The following is a 14,556-nucleotide window of genomic DNA, read 5'->3' as shown; positions in this document are numbered from 1 at the left end:
TTGCCTCAGATTTGCCTCAGATGACGCCAGCCTCGCGCAGGCTGGCCAGTTCGGCGGCCGGCAATCCCAGCTCGCCCTGGTAGAACGCTTCGTTGTCCTGCCCCAGTGCACCGCCGGCGTGGCGGATGCTGCCGGGCGATCGGACAAAGCGCGGAACGACATTTGCCATGCGCACGCTGCCGAAGTCCCGGTCGGGCACGTCGCAAAGAGCCTGGCGAGCGCGCATGTGCGGATCGGCCTCGATCTGGTCGATGCCGTAGACAGGGGCGATGGTGCCCTGCGCCGCTTCGAAGGCGGCCAGCACCGTCGCCAGCGGATGTGCTGCGCACCAGGCTGCGAAGATGCCGTTCAACTCCTGGGCATGCCGCACACGGTCGCGGTTGCTGGCGAAGCATGGCTCGTCTATCAGCTCAGGCCGGCCTATGGCGCGGCAGTTGTTGGCAAACATGGCATTGGTGCTGCCCGACAGCGATACCCATTGCCCGTCGGCAGTGCGGTAGACCGCGGCCGGTGCAGAGTACTGATTGGCATTGCCCGAGCGCTGATACACGGTGCCTAGCTGCTCGTGCTGGATGGGCAGGAACTCGAGCAGCTTGAGCGTGGCCTCGGTGAGCGACAGGTCGATTTCCTCGCCCGGGGCCTGCGGGTGGCAGGCGCGGCGCCACAGCGCAGCCAGCACGCCTACCGCGCCGAACAGTCCGCCGACGTTGTCGGCCAGTGGATAGCCGGAGTGCATGGGCGCTCCCTGGGCGTCGCCGCTGATGTAGGTCAGGCCGCCCATGGCTTCGAACACGCGTGCAAAGCCCGGCCGGTCGCGGTAGGGGCCGCTCTGGCCGAAGCCCGTGGTGCGCAGTATCACGAGGCTGGGCTGGGCCTGCCACAAGGCCTCTTTGGTCAGGCCCCAGCGGTCCAGCGTGCCGGGGCGGAAGTTCTCGATCAGCACATCGAACTGAGGCAGCATGCGCAGCAGCAGTGCGGCGCCCTCGGCCTTGCGCAGGTCGAGGGTGACCAAGCGTTTGCCGCGGTTGGTCACTTTCCACCACAGAGGCTTGCCGTCCTTGTGTGGTGGAAAGTCGCGCATACCGTCGCCTGCGCCGGGCAGCTCAGCCTTGACGACGCTGGCGCCGTAGTCGGCCAGGAGGGCCGCAGCCGAGGGTGCGGCAATGATGGTGGCGATGTCCAGGACGCGCAGTCCGGTGAGAGGTCCGTTCATGGTGTGCATGTCTCCTGAAGGTCAATGTAGGAAACCGCTAGCCGCGAGCCAACCAGAAATATGAGAATCAGATATCTCGCTTTCAGATGGATGCATAAGTTGCCATGACCCACGCCACCGAAGCTCTGGAGTTGCTGACACTGAAGTCGCTGAGGACGCTGGCCGCCGTGATCCAGGGCGGCAGCCTGACACGAGCGGCCGTCGAGCGTGGACTGGCGCAGTCGGCCGTGAGTCGGCAGATCGCTGAACTGGAGCGCGCGCTGGGCGGCGCGCTCTTCTACCGCACGGGACGCGGCGTCAAGCCCACGGCACTGGCCGAGCAGATGCTGCCGCGCGTTTCGGCTTTGCTGTCCGAGGCCGAGGCGCTGGTGCGCCTGGGCAAGGAGCTGACCGGTGTGCCCAGCGGCCTGGTTACGCTGGGTCTGGTGCCGGGTGTGGCCGGCTTCGTGGCAGCGGCGCTGTATGGCGAGGTGGCGCAGCGCTTCCCCGAGATCCGGCTGCGCGTCATAGAGGGCTATAGCGGAGACATGGAGGTGGCGCTGAGCCAGGGCCGCATCGACATGGCGATCCTGAACCGCTACCGTGCCAGGGGCAGCAACAGCTACCGCAAGCTGGCCGATGCGCAGATCTGCGTGGTGGGGCGCCAGAGTGTGCTGCAGCGCATGCTGGCACCGGCGGATACGGCCCTGCCGGTCAGCATGGCCCTGCAGACGCTCGAGCGCCTGCCGCTGGTGTTGCCGGTGCCTCCCAACGCCATCCGCAACCTGCTCGATGAGCAGACAGGCCGGCAGGGGCTGCGCATGAACGTGATCCTGGAGGGTAGCTCCTCGGTGATCCTCAAGAGCATGCTCGCTCGGCACGACTGCGCCACGCTGCTGCCGCGCCATGCCGTCAGCGAGGAGCTGGCCTGTGGCAGCCTCGCAGCCATTCCGCTGGCGGAGCGGGTGTTTGGTCAGCATGTGGTGCTGGCTACCAGCAGTCAGCGTCCTTTCACTCTGGCAGGCAAGGCGGTGGCGGCCCTGGTAGCCGAGACCGCTGGCGCATTGATGGCCCGACAGGCAGTGCTTTGAGGCCGTGGATCAGAGGTTTTCAGGGGTAAGCATCGATTGCTAAGTAGTTTTATTTATGAGATTTCGCGAGAAGCGAGCCGATAATTTCGCCCATCTCCCCGGTCGGCAAGCTGTCTTGACCCGCCGGCCTGCACGGGCACTCCGCCGTCCGCATGCTGCGACAAGGTGCCTGTTACCTACTGCTGCCTGTACATGTCCATACCACGCCGCTCTCTTGTCGCGACCGCCGCCCTGATGGCTGCGGCCGGTTTTTCCTCTCCCGTTTTTGCCGCCGCCGATGCCTGGCCCGCCACCAAGCCCATTACGTTGATCGTGCCGTTCAGCGCCGGTGGCAATGTGGACACCACGGCACGCCTGATCGGCCAGAAGCTGGGCGAGCGCCTGCACCAGTCCATCGTGGTGGACAACGTGCCCGGCGCGGGCGGCGTGCTCGGGGTGAGCAAGGCCGTCAAGGCACCGGCCGACGGCTACACCCTGCTCATGGGCTTTGACGGCCCCATCAGCATTGCCCAGCTGGTGAATTCCGCCGTCAAGTACGACGCCGAAAAGGATCTGACACCCGTGGGGCTGACCACCATCGCCCCCGTGGTCGCCGTGGCCCGCCCCGGCCTGCCGGCACACAATCTGAACGAGCTGATTGCACTGGCGCGTTCCAAGCCCGGATCGCTGACCTACGCCACTTCGGGCGTGGGCACCATGCTGCATCTAGCCATGGAAATGCTGCAGGAGCGCGCCAAGATCAAGCTGGTGCATGTGCCCTACCGCGGCGGTGCCCAGATCACCAGCGACGTGATGGGCGCTCAGGTCGATGTGGGCATGCTCACCACCGTGAGCGCCGTGCCCATGATCCAGCAAAAAAAGCTCGAAGGTCTGGGCGTGACATCGGCCAAGCGCATCGATGCGATCCACAACGTGCCCACCTTTGGCGAGACGGCCGAACTCAAGGGCTTTGACCTCAACACCTGGACGGGTCTGTTCGTGCCCGCCAAGACACCTCAGGCCGTGGTCACGCGCCTGGCCACCGAGCTCGATGCCGTGCTCAAGATGCCCGATGTGCGCAAGCGCCTGGAAGACGGCGGCGCCACGCCCGGCTCCGGCACCCAGGCCAGCTTCGTCCAGTTCCTGAAGAAGGAAAAAGCCGGCTATGCCCAGATCGTGAAGTCGGCCAACATCCAGGCGGAATAAGCCATGGCCGCGCCTTTGAACCCGGTGCATGCCGAGATCCATCCGCCCGTGCTGCCCGAAGTGGCTGCTGTAGCGGCCGAGATGCTGGCCCTGCGCCATGATCTGCACGCCCATCCCGAGCTGGCCTACGAAGAGCACCGCACCGGCGATATCGTGGCCGCCAGACTGGCCGAATGGGGCTACGAGGTCCATCGTGGCCTGGGCGACACCGGCGTGGTGGGGACGCTGCGCTGTGGTGACCATGCCCATGGCAAGCACATCGGCAAACGTCTTGGCCTGCGCGCCGATATGGATGCGCTGCCTATCCGTGAAACCACGGGTCTGCCCTATGCTAGCCGTCACGACGGCAAGATGCATGCCTGCGGCCACGACGGACACACGGCCACGCTGCTGGCCGCAGCCAGGGTGCTGGCCGGGCGCAAGGATCAGCTCCAGGGCACGCTCAATCTGATCTTTCAGCCCGCCGAGGAAGGCCATGGCGGCGCGCAGAAGATGGTGGAGCAGGGCCTGTTCGAGCTGTTTCCCTGCGATGCACTCTATGCCTTTCACAACGAGCCCGGCTACCCGGCCGGGCAGTTCGGCTTTCGCTCGGGCGTGATGTATTCCAGCTCGGACACGGCCATCATCACCATCCGCGGCAAGGGCGGCCATGGCGCCATGCCCCATGTGGCCGTGGACCCGATCGTTGTGGCTTCGCATCTGGTGCTGGCGCTGCAGACCATACGCTCGCGCGAGATCGACCCCAACGACATGGCGGTGGTCACCATCGGTGCCATCCATGCGGGCGATGCGCCCAATGTGATTCCCGAAACCTGCGAGCTGCGCGTGACCATCCGCGCGCGCTGCCCCGAGGTGCGCCAGCAGTTGCGCGAGCGCATCACGGCCATGGCCCATGCCCAGGCCGCCGTGCACCGCGCCACGGCCGAGGTGGACTACAAATGGCGTTATCCGCCCGTCATGAACGATAAGGCCGCGACGGATTTTGCGGTGGAGGTGGCGCGTGCATTTCCAGGCGAGCAATGGCTGATTCCCGATCTGCAGCCACTGCAGGCCAGCGACGACTTCGCCATCATGCTCAACCAGGTTCCGGGCAACTATTTCATCGTCGGCAACGGCATGGGCGAGGGCGGCTGCATGGTGCATAACGCGGCCTATGACTTCAACGACAACCTGCTGCCCGTCACTGCCTCGTACTGGGTGAAGCTGGCCGAGAGCTATCTGCATCGCGACTGAGTTTTGTATGAGTGAAATTGCATCCGTGGCCGACCTTTGCGGCCAGAACCTGCCCGGCTTCGATGCCACGACCGACTACTGGCAAGCCACCGTCACCGAGGCCGAGCTGAGCCAGTCGCCGCTGCCGCCCTATGCGAAGAGCTACCCGGCCAGATTGCCCGACGGCCGCTATCTGCTGCTGCCGCTGCGCGGCATGCCCACGGCCGATGGCTCGGCTCCGGACCGCTGCGTGGCCTCTCTGATTGCCAATCAGGCATCGATGCAGGTGGTGGAGGAGCTGGCGCTGCACATGGCGCAAGCCGCCGGGGCGCATGACTTCGATGCGGTCATCGGCCTGCCCACGCTGGGCCTGGCCTTTGCGCCGCTGGTGGCGCGCCACCTGGGTCACAGCCGCTATGTGCCGCTGGGCTATTCGCGCAAATACTGGTATCGCGACGAGCTCAGCGAGCCCGTCAGCTCCATCACCACGCCGGGCAAGGGCAAGCTGCTCTATGTCGACCCGAATCAGCTGGGCCTGATTGCCGGAAAGCGCGTGCTGGTGGTCGACGATGCCGTGAGTTCGGGCACGACCATGGTGTCGGGCCTCAAGCTGCTCGAGCGCTGCGGTGCCCACGTGGCCGCCATTGCCGTGGCCATGCGCCAGGGCATGCAGTGGCAGCAGAAATTGGTGCGTGCCGATGGCAGTGCCATCCCTGTGGTTGCGGCCTACGACTGCCCACGCATGGAGCGCCGCGCCGACGGCTGGTGGCCTGAAAGCCTGTAAAAAAGAGAGCTGTTAGCGCCTTTCAGGCATGAAGTTCAGGCTGTTTATGCCTTGAAATCATTGTGTGAAATGCGTTGTAAGCTATTATTTATGTAGCAATCGAAGCCCGAGGCAAGAAGAGCTCGGGGCAAGATCGCATCAGGTCAGCGCGCCGCGCCCGTCAACGGTGAAGATGCGCTCGACCACGCCCTTGAGCCGGCCGCCGCGCACGCCGATCAGGTGGTCGTGCAGATTGACCGTAGGGTCGCAGTGGCCGGGGATCAGCCACAGGCTCTCGCCCAGCGCTGGCAGCCAGCCGCTGTGGTTGCCGGCCTCGGCATCGGGGTGCAGCACGCCATGCTCGTCGCCGCCATTGGCAAAGCGCAGCGCGTTTTCGGGCGCCAGCGCATGCAGTCTGGGCAGGCCGGAGTCTATGGCATGGGCCTTGTGGCCAGCGTCGCAGACGGCATGGTCGCCGCTGAGCGACATGACCTGGGTCTTGACGTAGAGCGCATGCTCGAACAGGGGCTGGGCCGCGTCGCGCTGGTTGGCGGCGTAGTCGGCGTCCATGAAGAGGAAGGAGCCGGGCTGGATTTCGCCATAGATGCCGCTGGCGGCTTCGTTGACCATGGTTCCCGTGCCCGCACCCGTGATCAGCGGGATGGCCAGGCCGGCGCGGTCGAACTCGTGGCGCGTGCGGTTGACGAGCTTGAGCACCTGGTCGATGGCTGCCTTGCGCACTTCGGCGCTGCGCAGATGCTGGGCTCCGCCGTGATAAGCCTGCAGGCCAGCAAAGCGCAGCGTGGGCTGGGCGGCAATGGCCTGTGCCAGGACCAGGGCGGCTTCGCCGGGCTCTGCGCCGCAGCGGTTCTGGCCTACATTGATCTCCACCAGCACGTCCATGGCCGAATCGCCTGCCTGCGCATCCTGCAGGGCCCGTGCCAGGCGGGTGATGCCTTCCTCGCAATCCACGGCCAGGGCCAGTCGTCCGCCCTGGGCATTCAGTGCCTTGGCCAGAGCCGCCACGCGCGCCAGCTTCGGCAGGGCAATGACTTCGTTGCTGATGAAGATATTGGTGATGCCGCCCTGGGCCAGTGCCTCGGCCTCGCTGACTTTTTGCACGCAGTGACCGCAGGCACCGGCATGCTCGAGCAGATGGGCGATATGAGCGCTTTTGTGCAGCTTGGCATGCGGGCGCCAGAGCACGCCATGCTGCTGGGCAAAGCGGGCCATGCGCTCGATATTGCGGTCCATGGCGTCCAGGTCGATGACCAGCGCGGGCGTGTCTATGCGTTTGACGGCCTGGCCGACAAGGGTCTGCAAATGCTCAGGAATGTGCTTCATCTCGGCTGCCTTGCTGAAGGTGTGCGGTATCTGCCCAGCCTACCAAAGACAGGCCGTCAGGCGTCCAGAGCAGGCGATTGATGGCGCAGTTGCTCAGCTCCCAGGTGCGTGGCGTCTGGAAGTCCTGGCGCGTGGCCAGGCGGTAGAGCACATCCATCACACCGCCATGGGCGACCAGCACGATCTGCTCGCCCTCATGCTGGCGTGCAATCCGGTCCACGGTGGCAAAGATGCGTTCGCGCAAGGCCTGCAGCGAGTCGCCCCCTCCGGGCGGGGCATAGGCCGGGTTGCGCGTGCGCCATAGCTGGGCGTCCTCGGGCTGGGTGGCTTCCACATCCTTGAAGGTGCGGCCCTGAAAATCGCCGAAGCAGCGCTCGCGCAGGCCGGTGGTGGTGTGCAGAGGTGCACCGGATCTCTGGGCAATCGCCTGCGCCGTGACATGGGCACGCTGCAGGTCGCTGCTGTAGATGGCGGCAATGCTCTCGTCGGCCAGCGCCTGGGCCGCCTGCTCGGCCTGCCACAGGCCGGTGTCGTTCAAGGGGATATCCAGATGCCCCTGGATGCGTCCATCGACATTCCAGGTTGTCTCTCCGTGCCGGATGGCAATGATGCGCGTGGCGTGCATGTCTTGGCTCGTTCAGCGTGGGTTGTTTTATTGAACAGTCATTGTCTTGCAAACAAAGTGTGCCTGTACCCCGGTCTGTTGTTACAGACCTTTTAAGACTCGGCCTTCGTCCGTCAGGCACAGCGGGCCATGGTGCGCGAATCACCAGCTTGCACAGCCCCAGCCTGGCAGGGCGCACCTGGGGCATGGACGGCAGCGCTCTGCTCGGGGGGCGTGATGATGGCGGTGCAAGGCGCTGCTTTTTCCTGGGCAAATGTTGCTGCAGCCAAGAAAAAAGGCCTGCAACCACGGTTGCAAGCCTTTGGGCATTGCAGCACTTGCGCTTCAAGCGCCGGCCGCCATGTCTTTCGGTGTCAGATCAGTGACTTGGCATTGTCCAGCACAAAGTCGCAGGCCTTTTCCTTGAGGTTGCTCTTGACCTTGTCCAGGCTGAAGCTCTTGCCGTCGGCGCCCGTGACCATGCCCATCAGGCCGTTCTGGTAGCCCTGGTCCTTGGGCTCTTCCTTCTGGCCCAGGCCCAGCTTGCCCAGCAGCTGATTCTTGACCTGGGCGGCCTTGTCGGCGTTCAGGTAGTTGTTCTTCATGCAGTAGGTGAGGACACCGGCGGCATTGCTGGCCGTGCCGGAGCTCAGGTTGCCCAGGCCCAGGGCCGACAGTGCCGAAGAGCCGCCGGAGCCGCCGAGCATGCCGCCCAGGCCCGAGGCGCTGGAGCTGCTCTCGGCTGCGCCGCCGCTCAGCTGGCCGCGCAAGGCGTCGCCGAGGCCGCTGGCATAGGCGCTGAAGGAGCCCGCGGCCACTGTGGCGCAAAGCAGGGTGGAGAGAGCAAGTTTCTTCATGACAGTCATCCTTTTCATGGCGAGGGCCCAGGCAGGAGGACCCGGTTCAAGCCGAGCTGCACGTTAGCACGCGCCAGGCCCGACAACTGTTGAAGATTGCAAATCAACGTGCCGGCGCCACGGTGGCCGGCGCCATGGTGGCCGGTGCTGCTGGCGCAACCGATGCGGCGGGCTGTGCAGGTGTTGCCGGCGTGCCGCTGGCAGGCTGGGCCCCCGGCGGCTGGATGACGGTGCGCACATTGCGCTGGCCCTGCGGCGGCTTGGGAAAGCCCGTCAGCGCCGCATCGAACAAAATGCCGAATATGGCCGGGTCGTCGGTCCATACATCCTGGCGCTGGGCCGAGGTTTCGTAGACGATCTGCTGGGTCTTGATATCGCGCATGACGATGCTCACGGCGCGGTAATACTCCAGCGGCGGCTCGTTGAACATCATGCCGCCGCCAAAGCCCCAGCCAAAGCCGCGGCCGTAGCTCATGCCCCAGCCCCAGCGCGGGCCCCAGTAGGGGTCGTAGTAGGGCCAGCTGGCCCAGTCGCGCGCATAGCGGGCCATGGCGCTGATCTGCACCACCAGGCTGGCGTGCGAGTCGTCGCGCGTCAGGCCGACGCGGGCCAGCGCATGCTGGGCCTGGGCTTCCACGGCCGCGAAGTTCACCTGGCCTTGTTGAGAGGGCAGGGTCTCCAGCCGGTAGGTGGCCGGCACGGGGATGGTGCTCAGTGCGGAAAAGCTCTGCACCGTGCTGTTGACCTCGCGCACCGTGCTGCAGCCGGCCAGCAGAGCCGTCGCAGTCAGGGCCGCAAGGCCGATCCAGCGTAAGGAGGTTTTGCGCAGGTTCATGATGATTTCTCTGAAAACGACAAAGGCCCATCGAATGGGCCTTTGATTGGACTACAGGGTCCGGTTTTAGTTCAAAAGTCCGCTCAGGACAGTTGTACCACTTGCACTCCGCCGGGCAGGGCGGCCATGGTTGGCAGCTCTTCATGGTCAAAGGCCATGTCTCCGTTGGGATCGGCAATGCCGGTGGCCTTGGCGTTCCTGAAGTCGTGCAGCTGGGGGTCCATCATGTGGGTGGTCACGATGTTGCCCATGGCGCGGAACATGCTCTCGATGCGGCCGGGGAACTTCTTGTCCCACTCGCGCAGCATATTGCCCACGGCCACGCGCTGCAGGCCGTCCTGGCTGCCGCAGAGGTTGCAGGGAATGATGGGGAAGTTCTGGTACTGGGCCCAGCGTGTCGTGTCCTTCTCGGGCACATAGCACAGCGGGCGGATCACCACATGCTTGCCGTCGTCGCTGACCAGCTTGGGCGGCATGCCCTTCATGCGGCCGCCGTAGAACATGTTGAGCATCATGGTCTGCACGATGTCGTCGCGGTGATGGCCCAGGGCCACCTTGGTGCAGCCCAGCTGGTCGGCCACCTTGTACAGGATGGCGCGGCGCAGGCGCGAGCACAGACCGCAGGTGGTCTTGCCTTCGGGCACGACGCGCTTGACGACGCTGTAGGTGTCCTGGTTCTCGATGTGGTAGTCCACGCCGATGCTCTGGAAGTACTCGGGCAGCACATGCTCGGGGAAGCCGGGCTGCTTCTGGTCCAGGTTCACGGCCACGATGTCGAACTTCACGGGTGCACGCTTTTGCAGCTTGCGCAGGATGTCGAGCAGGGTGTAGCTGTCCTTGCCGCCGGACATGCAGACCATGACACGATCGCCTTCCTCGATCATGTTGTAGTCGAGGATGGCCTTGCCCACTTCGCGGCACAGGCGCTTTTCGAGCTTGATCTGTTCGCGCTCGATCTTGATCTTGCCGGGCTTGGCGGCTTCTTCGCCGTTGGCGCTCTCTGCGGCCGCAGCATCGGCGGCTTCTGCCTCTTCGGCAATCCAGGGGTTGTCGTTTACTGCATTCATGGGGTTCACCATTGTCCGGTTTCGATGCGAATGGCTACTTCGCAGTCGTCAAAAATTTCCAGCTTCGCAATTTTCACACGCACGCCGCGCACGCCGGGCAGCTGCAGCAGGCGCTGGGCCAGCTTGCCGATCAGGCTCTCAAGCAGGTTCACATGCTCGGAGGTGCACTCGTCGATGATGATCTGGCGCACCTTGCGGTAGTCCAGCACATGGAGGATGTCGTCATCGCGCGGAGCCAGGGGCTGGGGGCCGAGGTTGAGTTCGGCGTCGACCTGGATCGGCTGGGGCTCTTGTTTCTCATGCGCAAGAATCCCGAGGCTGGCGTCAAAGCGCAGGCCGGTGAGCGTGAGAATTTGTTGTCCGGAAGTGGAAGTCATGGGAAAAGTTGCGGCCTCGGCGGGCTCACATCATCGAAAAATCGCGCTCGAAGCGCTGTAAATGTTGGCCGCCGTCCACCAGCATGGTGGTGCCCGTCATGGAGCGGTTTTCCAGTGCGAAGCACACGGCGGCGGCAATGTCCTCGGGCGAGGAGGAGCGTCCCAGCGGGCTCATGGCGTGCAGGGCCTCGAACTTTTCCTGACTCAGCATATGGCTGGTCAGCGTCAGGCCCGGCGCCACGCCCACCACGCGCACGCGTGGAGCCAGTGCCAGGGCCAGCATGGTGTTGGCGGCTTCCAGAGCCGCCTTGGAGAGGGTGTAGCTCAGGAAATCGGGGTTCTGGTTCCAGAGCTTTTGGTCCAGCACATTGACCACGGCGCCCTGTGCCGACTCTTCGCCTGCCGCCACGCGCTCCTGCACATGGGCGTGCAGAGCCTGGGACAGCAATATGGGCGCACCCGTGTTGCTGCGCAGATGCGCTTCCAGTGCCACATAGCTGAAGCTCTGGGCATCGTCATGCTCGAACAGCGAGGCGTTATTGACCACAGCGTCGATGCGGCCAAAGCGCTCCACCACACGTGGCACCAGCGAGCGCACCGACTCCTCGTCAAAGAAGTCCGCGTCAAAAGCCGCGCTGTCCCCCGACAACTGCGCGCAGGAAGCCACGGTCTGCATGGCTTGCTCGTGGGAGTCGCGATAGTGCACAGCCACTTGCCAGCCCGCGCGGGCCAGGGCCAGGGCCATGTCACGTCCAAGGCGACGGGCGGAACCGGTCACCAATACTGTGCGTGGTCGGGCGGGTGAGGACATTCGTGGAAAATGCGGGTTGTGACGACAGAACCCTCAAGTTTAACGAGCGCCTTGCAATCCCGCATTGCCAAGGAGATTGCCGCCGTGGGCGGCTGGTTGCCTTTCGACCGTTTCATGGAGCTGGCGCTCTATGCGCCGGGCCTGGGCTATTACGCCAATGAAACGGCCAAGTTTGGCGCCATGCCGGAGTCGGGCAGCGACTTTGTGACGGCGCCGGAGATTTCGCCTATTTTTGGTCAGCTGGTGGCGTCCCAGTTACGGGAAGCGCTACAAAAAACGAATACCCGCGAGATCTGGGAATTCGGCGCCGGCACCGGCGCACTGGCGCTGCAGATCCTTGACGAGCTGGCGGCTCTGGGCGATTTGCCTGAGCGCTACACCATCGTCGATCTCTCGGGCACGCTGCGCGCGCGCCAGAAGCTGGCGCTGGCCAAGTACGAGCATCTGGTGCGCTGGGTCGATGCACTGCCAAACGCCATGGAAGGCGTGATCATCGGCAACGAGGTGCTGGACGCCATGCCGGTGCAGCTGCTGCAGCGCACCCAGGGCCAATGGCATGAGCGCGGCGTGGTGCTCGCAGCTGAGGGGGATGAGGCGGCCTTTGCCTGGGAAGACCGAGCAACCGAGCTGCGTCCGCCTGTGGATATCGGCGGCCCGCATGACTTTCTGACCGAAATCCACCGCCAGGGCGAGGCGTTTATCCACACCCTGGGCGAGCGCCTGACTCGCGGTGCCGCTTTTTTCATCGATTACGGCTTTGGTGAGGGCGAGTACTACCACGAGCAGCGCCATATGGGGACCCTGGTCTGCCACTACCAGCATCAGGTGGACAACGACCCTCTGGCGCTGGTCGGCCTCAAGGACATCACGGCCCACGTCAATTTCACGGGCACGGCCGTGGCGGCCCAGGATGCGGGCTTCGACGTGCTGGGCTATACCAATCAGGCGCACTTTCTCATCAACTGCGGACTTGCGCCCAAGCTCGATGCGGCCGGCATCAAGGCCCGCTCCATGGCCTCCAAGCTGGTCATGGAGCACGAGATGGGCGAGCTGTTCAAGGTCGTTGCCCTGTCCAAGGGCGTGGAGCCCTGGACGCCGCAGGGCTTTGTGCAGGGCGACCGCACGCACCGGCTATAGCGGCTGTAGCGGCTATAGCGTCTGCGTGTCTGGCGCGTTTACTGCTTTTCCAGTCTGGCGGCCTGGATGATGCTGCCCCAGTGCTTGTACTCGGTGCGCGTGAAGTCGCGGAACGCGCTTGAGCCGAGCAGGCGAGGCTCGCCACCCAGGGCCGCGACCCTGGCCTTGAACTCGGGGCTGCTGGCCACCTTGAGCGTGGCCGCTTCCAGGCGCTGGACCACGGCGCGCGGCGTTCCCTTGGGCGCCAGCACGCCGTTCCAGGTGGCAGTGACAAAGGACGGAAAGCCGCTTTCCTTCATGGTCGGGACCTGGGGCAACATCGGCAGGCGCTCGGCCGAGGTCACGGCCAGCGCCTTGAGCTTGCCGCCCTGGATGAAGGGCAGCGCCGGCGTGATGTTCTCGAAGATGAAATCAATCTGGCCGCCGATCAGATCGGTCAGTGCCGGAGCGCTGCCCTTGTAGGGCGCGTGAACCAGGTCCAGTTTGGCGGCGCTCTTGAGCAGCTCACCCGACAGATGCACGGTGGAGCCCATGCCCGGCGAGCCATAGCTCATCCCGGCGCGGCGCTCGCGCGCGTAGCTCACCAGCTCGGCCACCGATTTGACCGGCGTTTTCGACTCGTTGACCACCAGCACATTGGGAATCGAGGTCACCAGAGCCACGTACTCGAAGTCGTCCAGGCTTTTCTCGCTGAGATTGCGGTACAGGCTGGGATTGATGGCCTGCGTGCCCGCCGTGCCGAACAGCAGGGTGTAGCCGTCATTGGCGGCGGCTGCGACGCGGCTGGCACCGATGGCACCGTTGGCTCCGGGGACGTTCTCCACCACGACCGGCTGGCCCAGCGCCTCGGCCAGACCCTGGCCGACCAGGCGCGCCACGACATCGGTATTGCCGCCGGGCGAGAAGGGCACGACCAGCTTGAGTGGGCGATTGGGGAAGCTGTCGGCGGCTGCCGGCAGGGCCAGGCAGGCGCCGAGCAGCGCTGCGCTCAGAAGAATCTGTTTGCGTGAGAAGGTCAGGGGCACGGTATGTCTCGTTGTTTGTAGTTGGCGGGCCGTGACGGCAGACGCAAGGGCCCGGTCCCTGCATGGCGCAGGGCTTGGACATCATGGGCAGAGGGGGGAGTTGAGGTCAATCAATCTTTGGGAAGCATGTCATGCATAAACGGAATGGCTGTCTGCCAGCATGGGCGCTCAGGCCGTCAGCACGGCAGGCCTCTATACTTGCGGCCTCATGATTCGCTGGTTGATCGTCATTTTTCTGGCCCTGTTGCTCGTCAACGGGCTGCACGGCTGGCTGCAGCGCATAGGGCTGGGGCGCTTGCCTGGCGACTTCCGCTTTCGCCTGTTCGGCAAGGAGTTCTTCCTGCCGGTGGCCAGCACGGTGCTGCTCAGTGTGGTGGCCGCGCTGATTGCCCGCTTTGTGAAGCTCTGAGGTCGTAGACACGTTCTGAGGCTGGCCGACTTGAATCTGCAGGCTTTGGCTGCACATACGGGCCTGAGCCCGAGCAGTGCCTGCTGGCACTGTCAGGCATTGCCAAAGAAAGTACGACTTACGCGAGCGGGTTCAGGCAAGGCGACTGTCTCTGGAGACGGGCCGTTGTCGCATTCCTGTTTGCGTAAAACCTAGAAAGGTTGCCCCTGTGTCCGAATCCCTGCACTACGTCTGTCCTCATTGCCACACCACCAATCGCATCGCCAAAGAGCAACTGGGCAATCAGCCTGACTGCGGCAGCTGCCACCAGGCTCTGGTGACGGGCGAGCCCGTGGCACTGGACAACGACAGCTTTGCCCGGCACACCGGGCGCAGCCAAGTGCCGGTGGTCGTGGATTTCTGGGCCCCCTGGTGCGGCCCCTGCCGCATGATGGCGCCCGCCTTTGCCCAGGCGGCGCAGCAGCTGGCGGGGCAGGCGCAACTGGCCAAGCTCGATACCGAGGCTTACCCGCAGGCCGCAGCACCCTTGGGCATCCGCAGCATTCCGACCATGGTGATCTTCAGGGAAGGCAAGGAGCTGGCCCGCATCTCCGGGGCACTGCCGGCCTCGGAGATCGTGCGATGGGTGCGCTCGGTGATCTGAGCGG

General features: G+C 64.7%; 16 protein-coding genes. 7 read left to right on the top strand and 9 right to left on the bottom strand.

Features of this window, described 5'->3' with window-relative positions; translation table 11 throughout:
• Positions 1-16: 16 nt before the first annotated feature.
• Entirely contained in the window at positions 17-1,213 is a 1,197-nt protein-coding gene (locus P353_RS19985) for a CaiB/BaiF CoA transferase family protein (protein ID WP_034374158.1), read from the bottom strand.
• Between the two features lie 104 nt (positions 1,214-1,317).
• Here P353_RS19985 and P353_RS19980 point away from each other — a divergent pair, with 104 nt between their 5' ends.
• The 4 genes from P353_RS19980 to P353_RS19965 all read left to right on the top strand — a co-directional run bounded on the left by P353_RS19980 (position 1,318) and on the right by P353_RS19965 (position 5,464).
• Positions 1,318-2,283, top strand: coding sequence for a LysR family transcriptional regulator (locus P353_RS19980; RefSeq protein WP_232776718.1), 966 nt, complete (start codon positions 1,318-1,320; stop codon positions 2,281-2,283).
• Positions 2,284-2,475: 192 nt separating this feature from the next.
• A complete protein-coding gene (locus tag P353_RS19975) occupies positions 2,476-3,468 on the top strand; it encodes a Bug family tripartite tricarboxylate transporter substrate binding protein (RefSeq protein WP_034373497.1) in 993 nt (330 codons plus the stop codon).
• Positions 3,469-3,471: 3 nt separating this feature from the next.
• The gene (locus P353_RS19970; protein ID WP_034373495.1) at positions 3,472-4,701 is read left to right on the top strand and encodes a M20 aminoacylase family protein; all 1,230 of its coding nucleotides are present in this window, start codon (positions 3,472-3,474) and stop codon (positions 4,699-4,701) included.
• Positions 4,702-4,708: 7 nt separating this feature from the next.
• Complete coding sequence (locus P353_RS19965; protein ID WP_034373491.1) at positions 4,709-5,464, top strand: phosphoribosyltransferase; 756 nt, start codon at positions 4,709-4,711, stop codon at positions 5,462-5,464.
• Between the two features lie 138 nt (positions 5,465-5,602).
• Here the strand turns inward: P353_RS19965 and P353_RS19960 are convergent, their stop codons facing one another.
• The 7 genes from P353_RS19960 to P353_RS19930 all read right to left on the bottom strand — a co-directional run bounded on the left by P353_RS19960 (position 5,603) and on the right by P353_RS19930 (position 11,338).
• On the bottom strand, positions 5,603-6,787 hold the full coding sequence (locus tag P353_RS19960; RefSeq protein ID WP_034373488.1) for a DSD1 family PLP-dependent enzyme: 1,185 nt from the start codon (positions 6,785-6,787) through the stop codon (positions 5,603-5,605).
• Positions 6,771-7,412, bottom strand: coding sequence for a histidine phosphatase family protein (locus P353_RS19955; protein WP_034373486.1), 642 nt, complete (start codon positions 7,410-7,412; stop codon positions 6,771-6,773). The genes P353_RS19960 and P353_RS19955 overlap by 17 nt, the downstream gene beginning before the upstream one ends.
• Positions 7,413-7,765: 353 nt before the next feature.
• A complete protein-coding gene (locus P353_RS19950; protein WP_034373483.1) occupies positions 7,766-8,248 on the bottom strand; it encodes a DUF2501 domain-containing protein in 483 nt (160 codons plus the stop codon).
• Positions 8,249-8,351: 103 nt separating this feature from the next.
• Entirely contained in the window at positions 8,352-9,083 is a 732-nt protein-coding gene (locus P353_RS19945) for a DUF4136 domain-containing protein (protein ID WP_034373479.1), read from the bottom strand.
• A gap of 83 nt (positions 9,084-9,166) precedes the next feature.
• On the bottom strand, positions 9,167-10,162 hold the full coding sequence (gene ttcA, locus P353_RS19940; protein WP_034373476.1) for a tRNA 2-thiocytidine(32) synthetase TtcA: 996 nt from the start codon (positions 10,160-10,162) through the stop codon (positions 9,167-9,169).
• Entirely contained in the window at positions 10,156-10,527 is a 372-nt protein-coding gene (locus P353_RS19935) for a dihydroneopterin aldolase (RefSeq protein ID WP_003050921.1), read from the bottom strand. The genes ttcA and P353_RS19935 overlap by 7 nt, the downstream gene beginning before the upstream one ends.
• 25 nt (positions 10,528-10,552) lie before the next feature.
• Entirely contained in the window at positions 10,553-11,338 is a 786-nt protein-coding gene (locus P353_RS19930; protein WP_034373473.1) for an SDR family oxidoreductase, read from the bottom strand.
• A gap of 9 nt (positions 11,339-11,347) precedes the next feature.
• Between P353_RS19930 and P353_RS19925 the strand changes: the two genes are divergently transcribed.
• Positions 11,348-12,475 carry a class I SAM-dependent methyltransferase gene (locus P353_RS19925; RefSeq protein ID WP_198529106.1) on the top strand — a complete coding sequence of 376 codons (1,128 nt, stop codon included), beginning with the start codon at positions 11,348-11,350 and terminating at the stop codon, positions 12,473-12,475.
• Positions 12,476-12,513: 38 nt separating this feature from the next.
• On the opposite strand, the gene P353_RS19920 is transcribed toward P353_RS19925, so the two are convergent.
• Positions 12,514-13,500, bottom strand: a complete 987-nt coding sequence (locus tag P353_RS19920; RefSeq protein ID WP_034373470.1) for a Bug family tripartite tricarboxylate transporter substrate binding protein — start codon at positions 13,498-13,500, stop codon at positions 12,514-12,516.
• 208 nt (positions 13,501-13,708) lie between these two features.
• Here P353_RS19920 and P353_RS19915 point away from each other — a divergent pair, with 208 nt between their 5' ends.
• Positions 13,709-13,909, top strand: coding sequence for a DUF2905 domain-containing protein (locus P353_RS19915; RefSeq protein WP_012839950.1), 201 nt, complete (start codon positions 13,709-13,711; stop codon positions 13,907-13,909).
• Positions 13,910-14,117: 208 nt separating this feature from the next.
• Positions 14,118-14,552 (top strand): thioredoxin TrxC, encoded by a 435-nt coding sequence (trxC, locus tag P353_RS19910; RefSeq protein ID WP_034373467.1) that lies wholly within the window; start codon positions 14,118-14,120, stop codon positions 14,550-14,552.
• Positions 14,553-14,556: the final 4 nt, after the last annotated feature.

It is taken from the genome of Comamonas testosteroni, from assembly GCF_000761245.1.
In the GTDB taxonomy this organism is placed as follows: Bacteria; Pseudomonadota; Gammaproteobacteria; order Burkholderiales; family Burkholderiaceae_C; genus Comamonas; species Comamonas testosteroni_C.
The sequence above is the reverse complement of the archived record's forward strand: the minus strand, read 5'-3'. Positions and strand labels throughout refer to the sequence as shown.

What these genes read in the sequence shown, in the direction of transcription:
- P353_RS19935 (WP_003050921.1), bottom strand. Translation starts at nt 10,527, where the DNA reads ATGACTTCCACTTCCGGACAACAAATTCTCACGCTCACCGGCCTGCGC.
- P353_RS19970 (WP_034373495.1), top strand. Translation starts at nt 3,472, where the DNA reads ATGGCCGCGCCTTTGAACCCGGTGCATGCCGAGATCCATCCGCCCGTG.
- P353_RS19950 (WP_034373483.1), bottom strand. Translation starts at nt 8,248, where the DNA reads ATGAAGAAACTTGCTCTCTCCACCCTGCTTTGCGCCACAGTGGCCGCG.
- P353_RS19925 (WP_198529106.1), top strand. Translation starts at nt 11,348, where the DNA reads ATGCGGGTTGTGACGACAGAACCCTCAAGTTTAACGAGCGCCTTGCAA.
- P353_RS19980 (WP_232776718.1), top strand. Translation starts at nt 1,318, where the DNA reads ATGACCCACGCCACCGAAGCTCTGGAGTTGCTGACACTGAAGTCGCTG.
- P353_RS19915 (WP_012839950.1), top strand. Translation starts at nt 13,709, where the DNA reads ATGATTCGCTGGTTGATCGTCATTTTTCTGGCCCTGTTGCTCGTCAAC.
- P353_RS19945 (WP_034373479.1), bottom strand. Translation starts at nt 9,083, where the DNA reads ATGAACCTGCGCAAAACCTCCTTACGCTGGATCGGCCTTGCGGCCCTG.
- P353_RS19955 (WP_034373486.1), bottom strand. Translation starts at nt 7,412, where the DNA reads ATGCACGCCACGCGCATCATTGCCATCCGGCACGGAGAGACAACCTGG.
- P353_RS19960 (WP_034373488.1), bottom strand. Translation starts at nt 6,787, where the DNA reads ATGAAGCACATTCCTGAGCATTTGCAGACCCTTGTCGGCCAGGCCGTC.
- P353_RS19985 (WP_034374158.1), bottom strand. Translation starts at nt 1,213, where the DNA reads ATGAACGGACCTCTCACCGGACTGCGCGTCCTGGACATCGCCACCATC.
- P353_RS19930 (WP_034373473.1), bottom strand. Translation starts at nt 11,338, where the DNA reads ATGTCCTCACCCGCCCGACCACGCACAGTATTGGTGACCGGTTCCGCC.
- P353_RS19975 (WP_034373497.1), top strand. Translation starts at nt 2,476, where the DNA reads ATGTCCATACCACGCCGCTCTCTTGTCGCGACCGCCGCCCTGATGGCT.
- ttcA (WP_034373476.1), bottom strand. Translation starts at nt 10,162, where the DNA reads ATGGTGAACCCCATGAATGCAGTAAACGACAACCCCTGGATTGCCGAA.
- P353_RS19965 (WP_034373491.1), top strand. Translation starts at nt 4,709, where the DNA reads ATGAGTGAAATTGCATCCGTGGCCGACCTTTGCGGCCAGAACCTGCCC.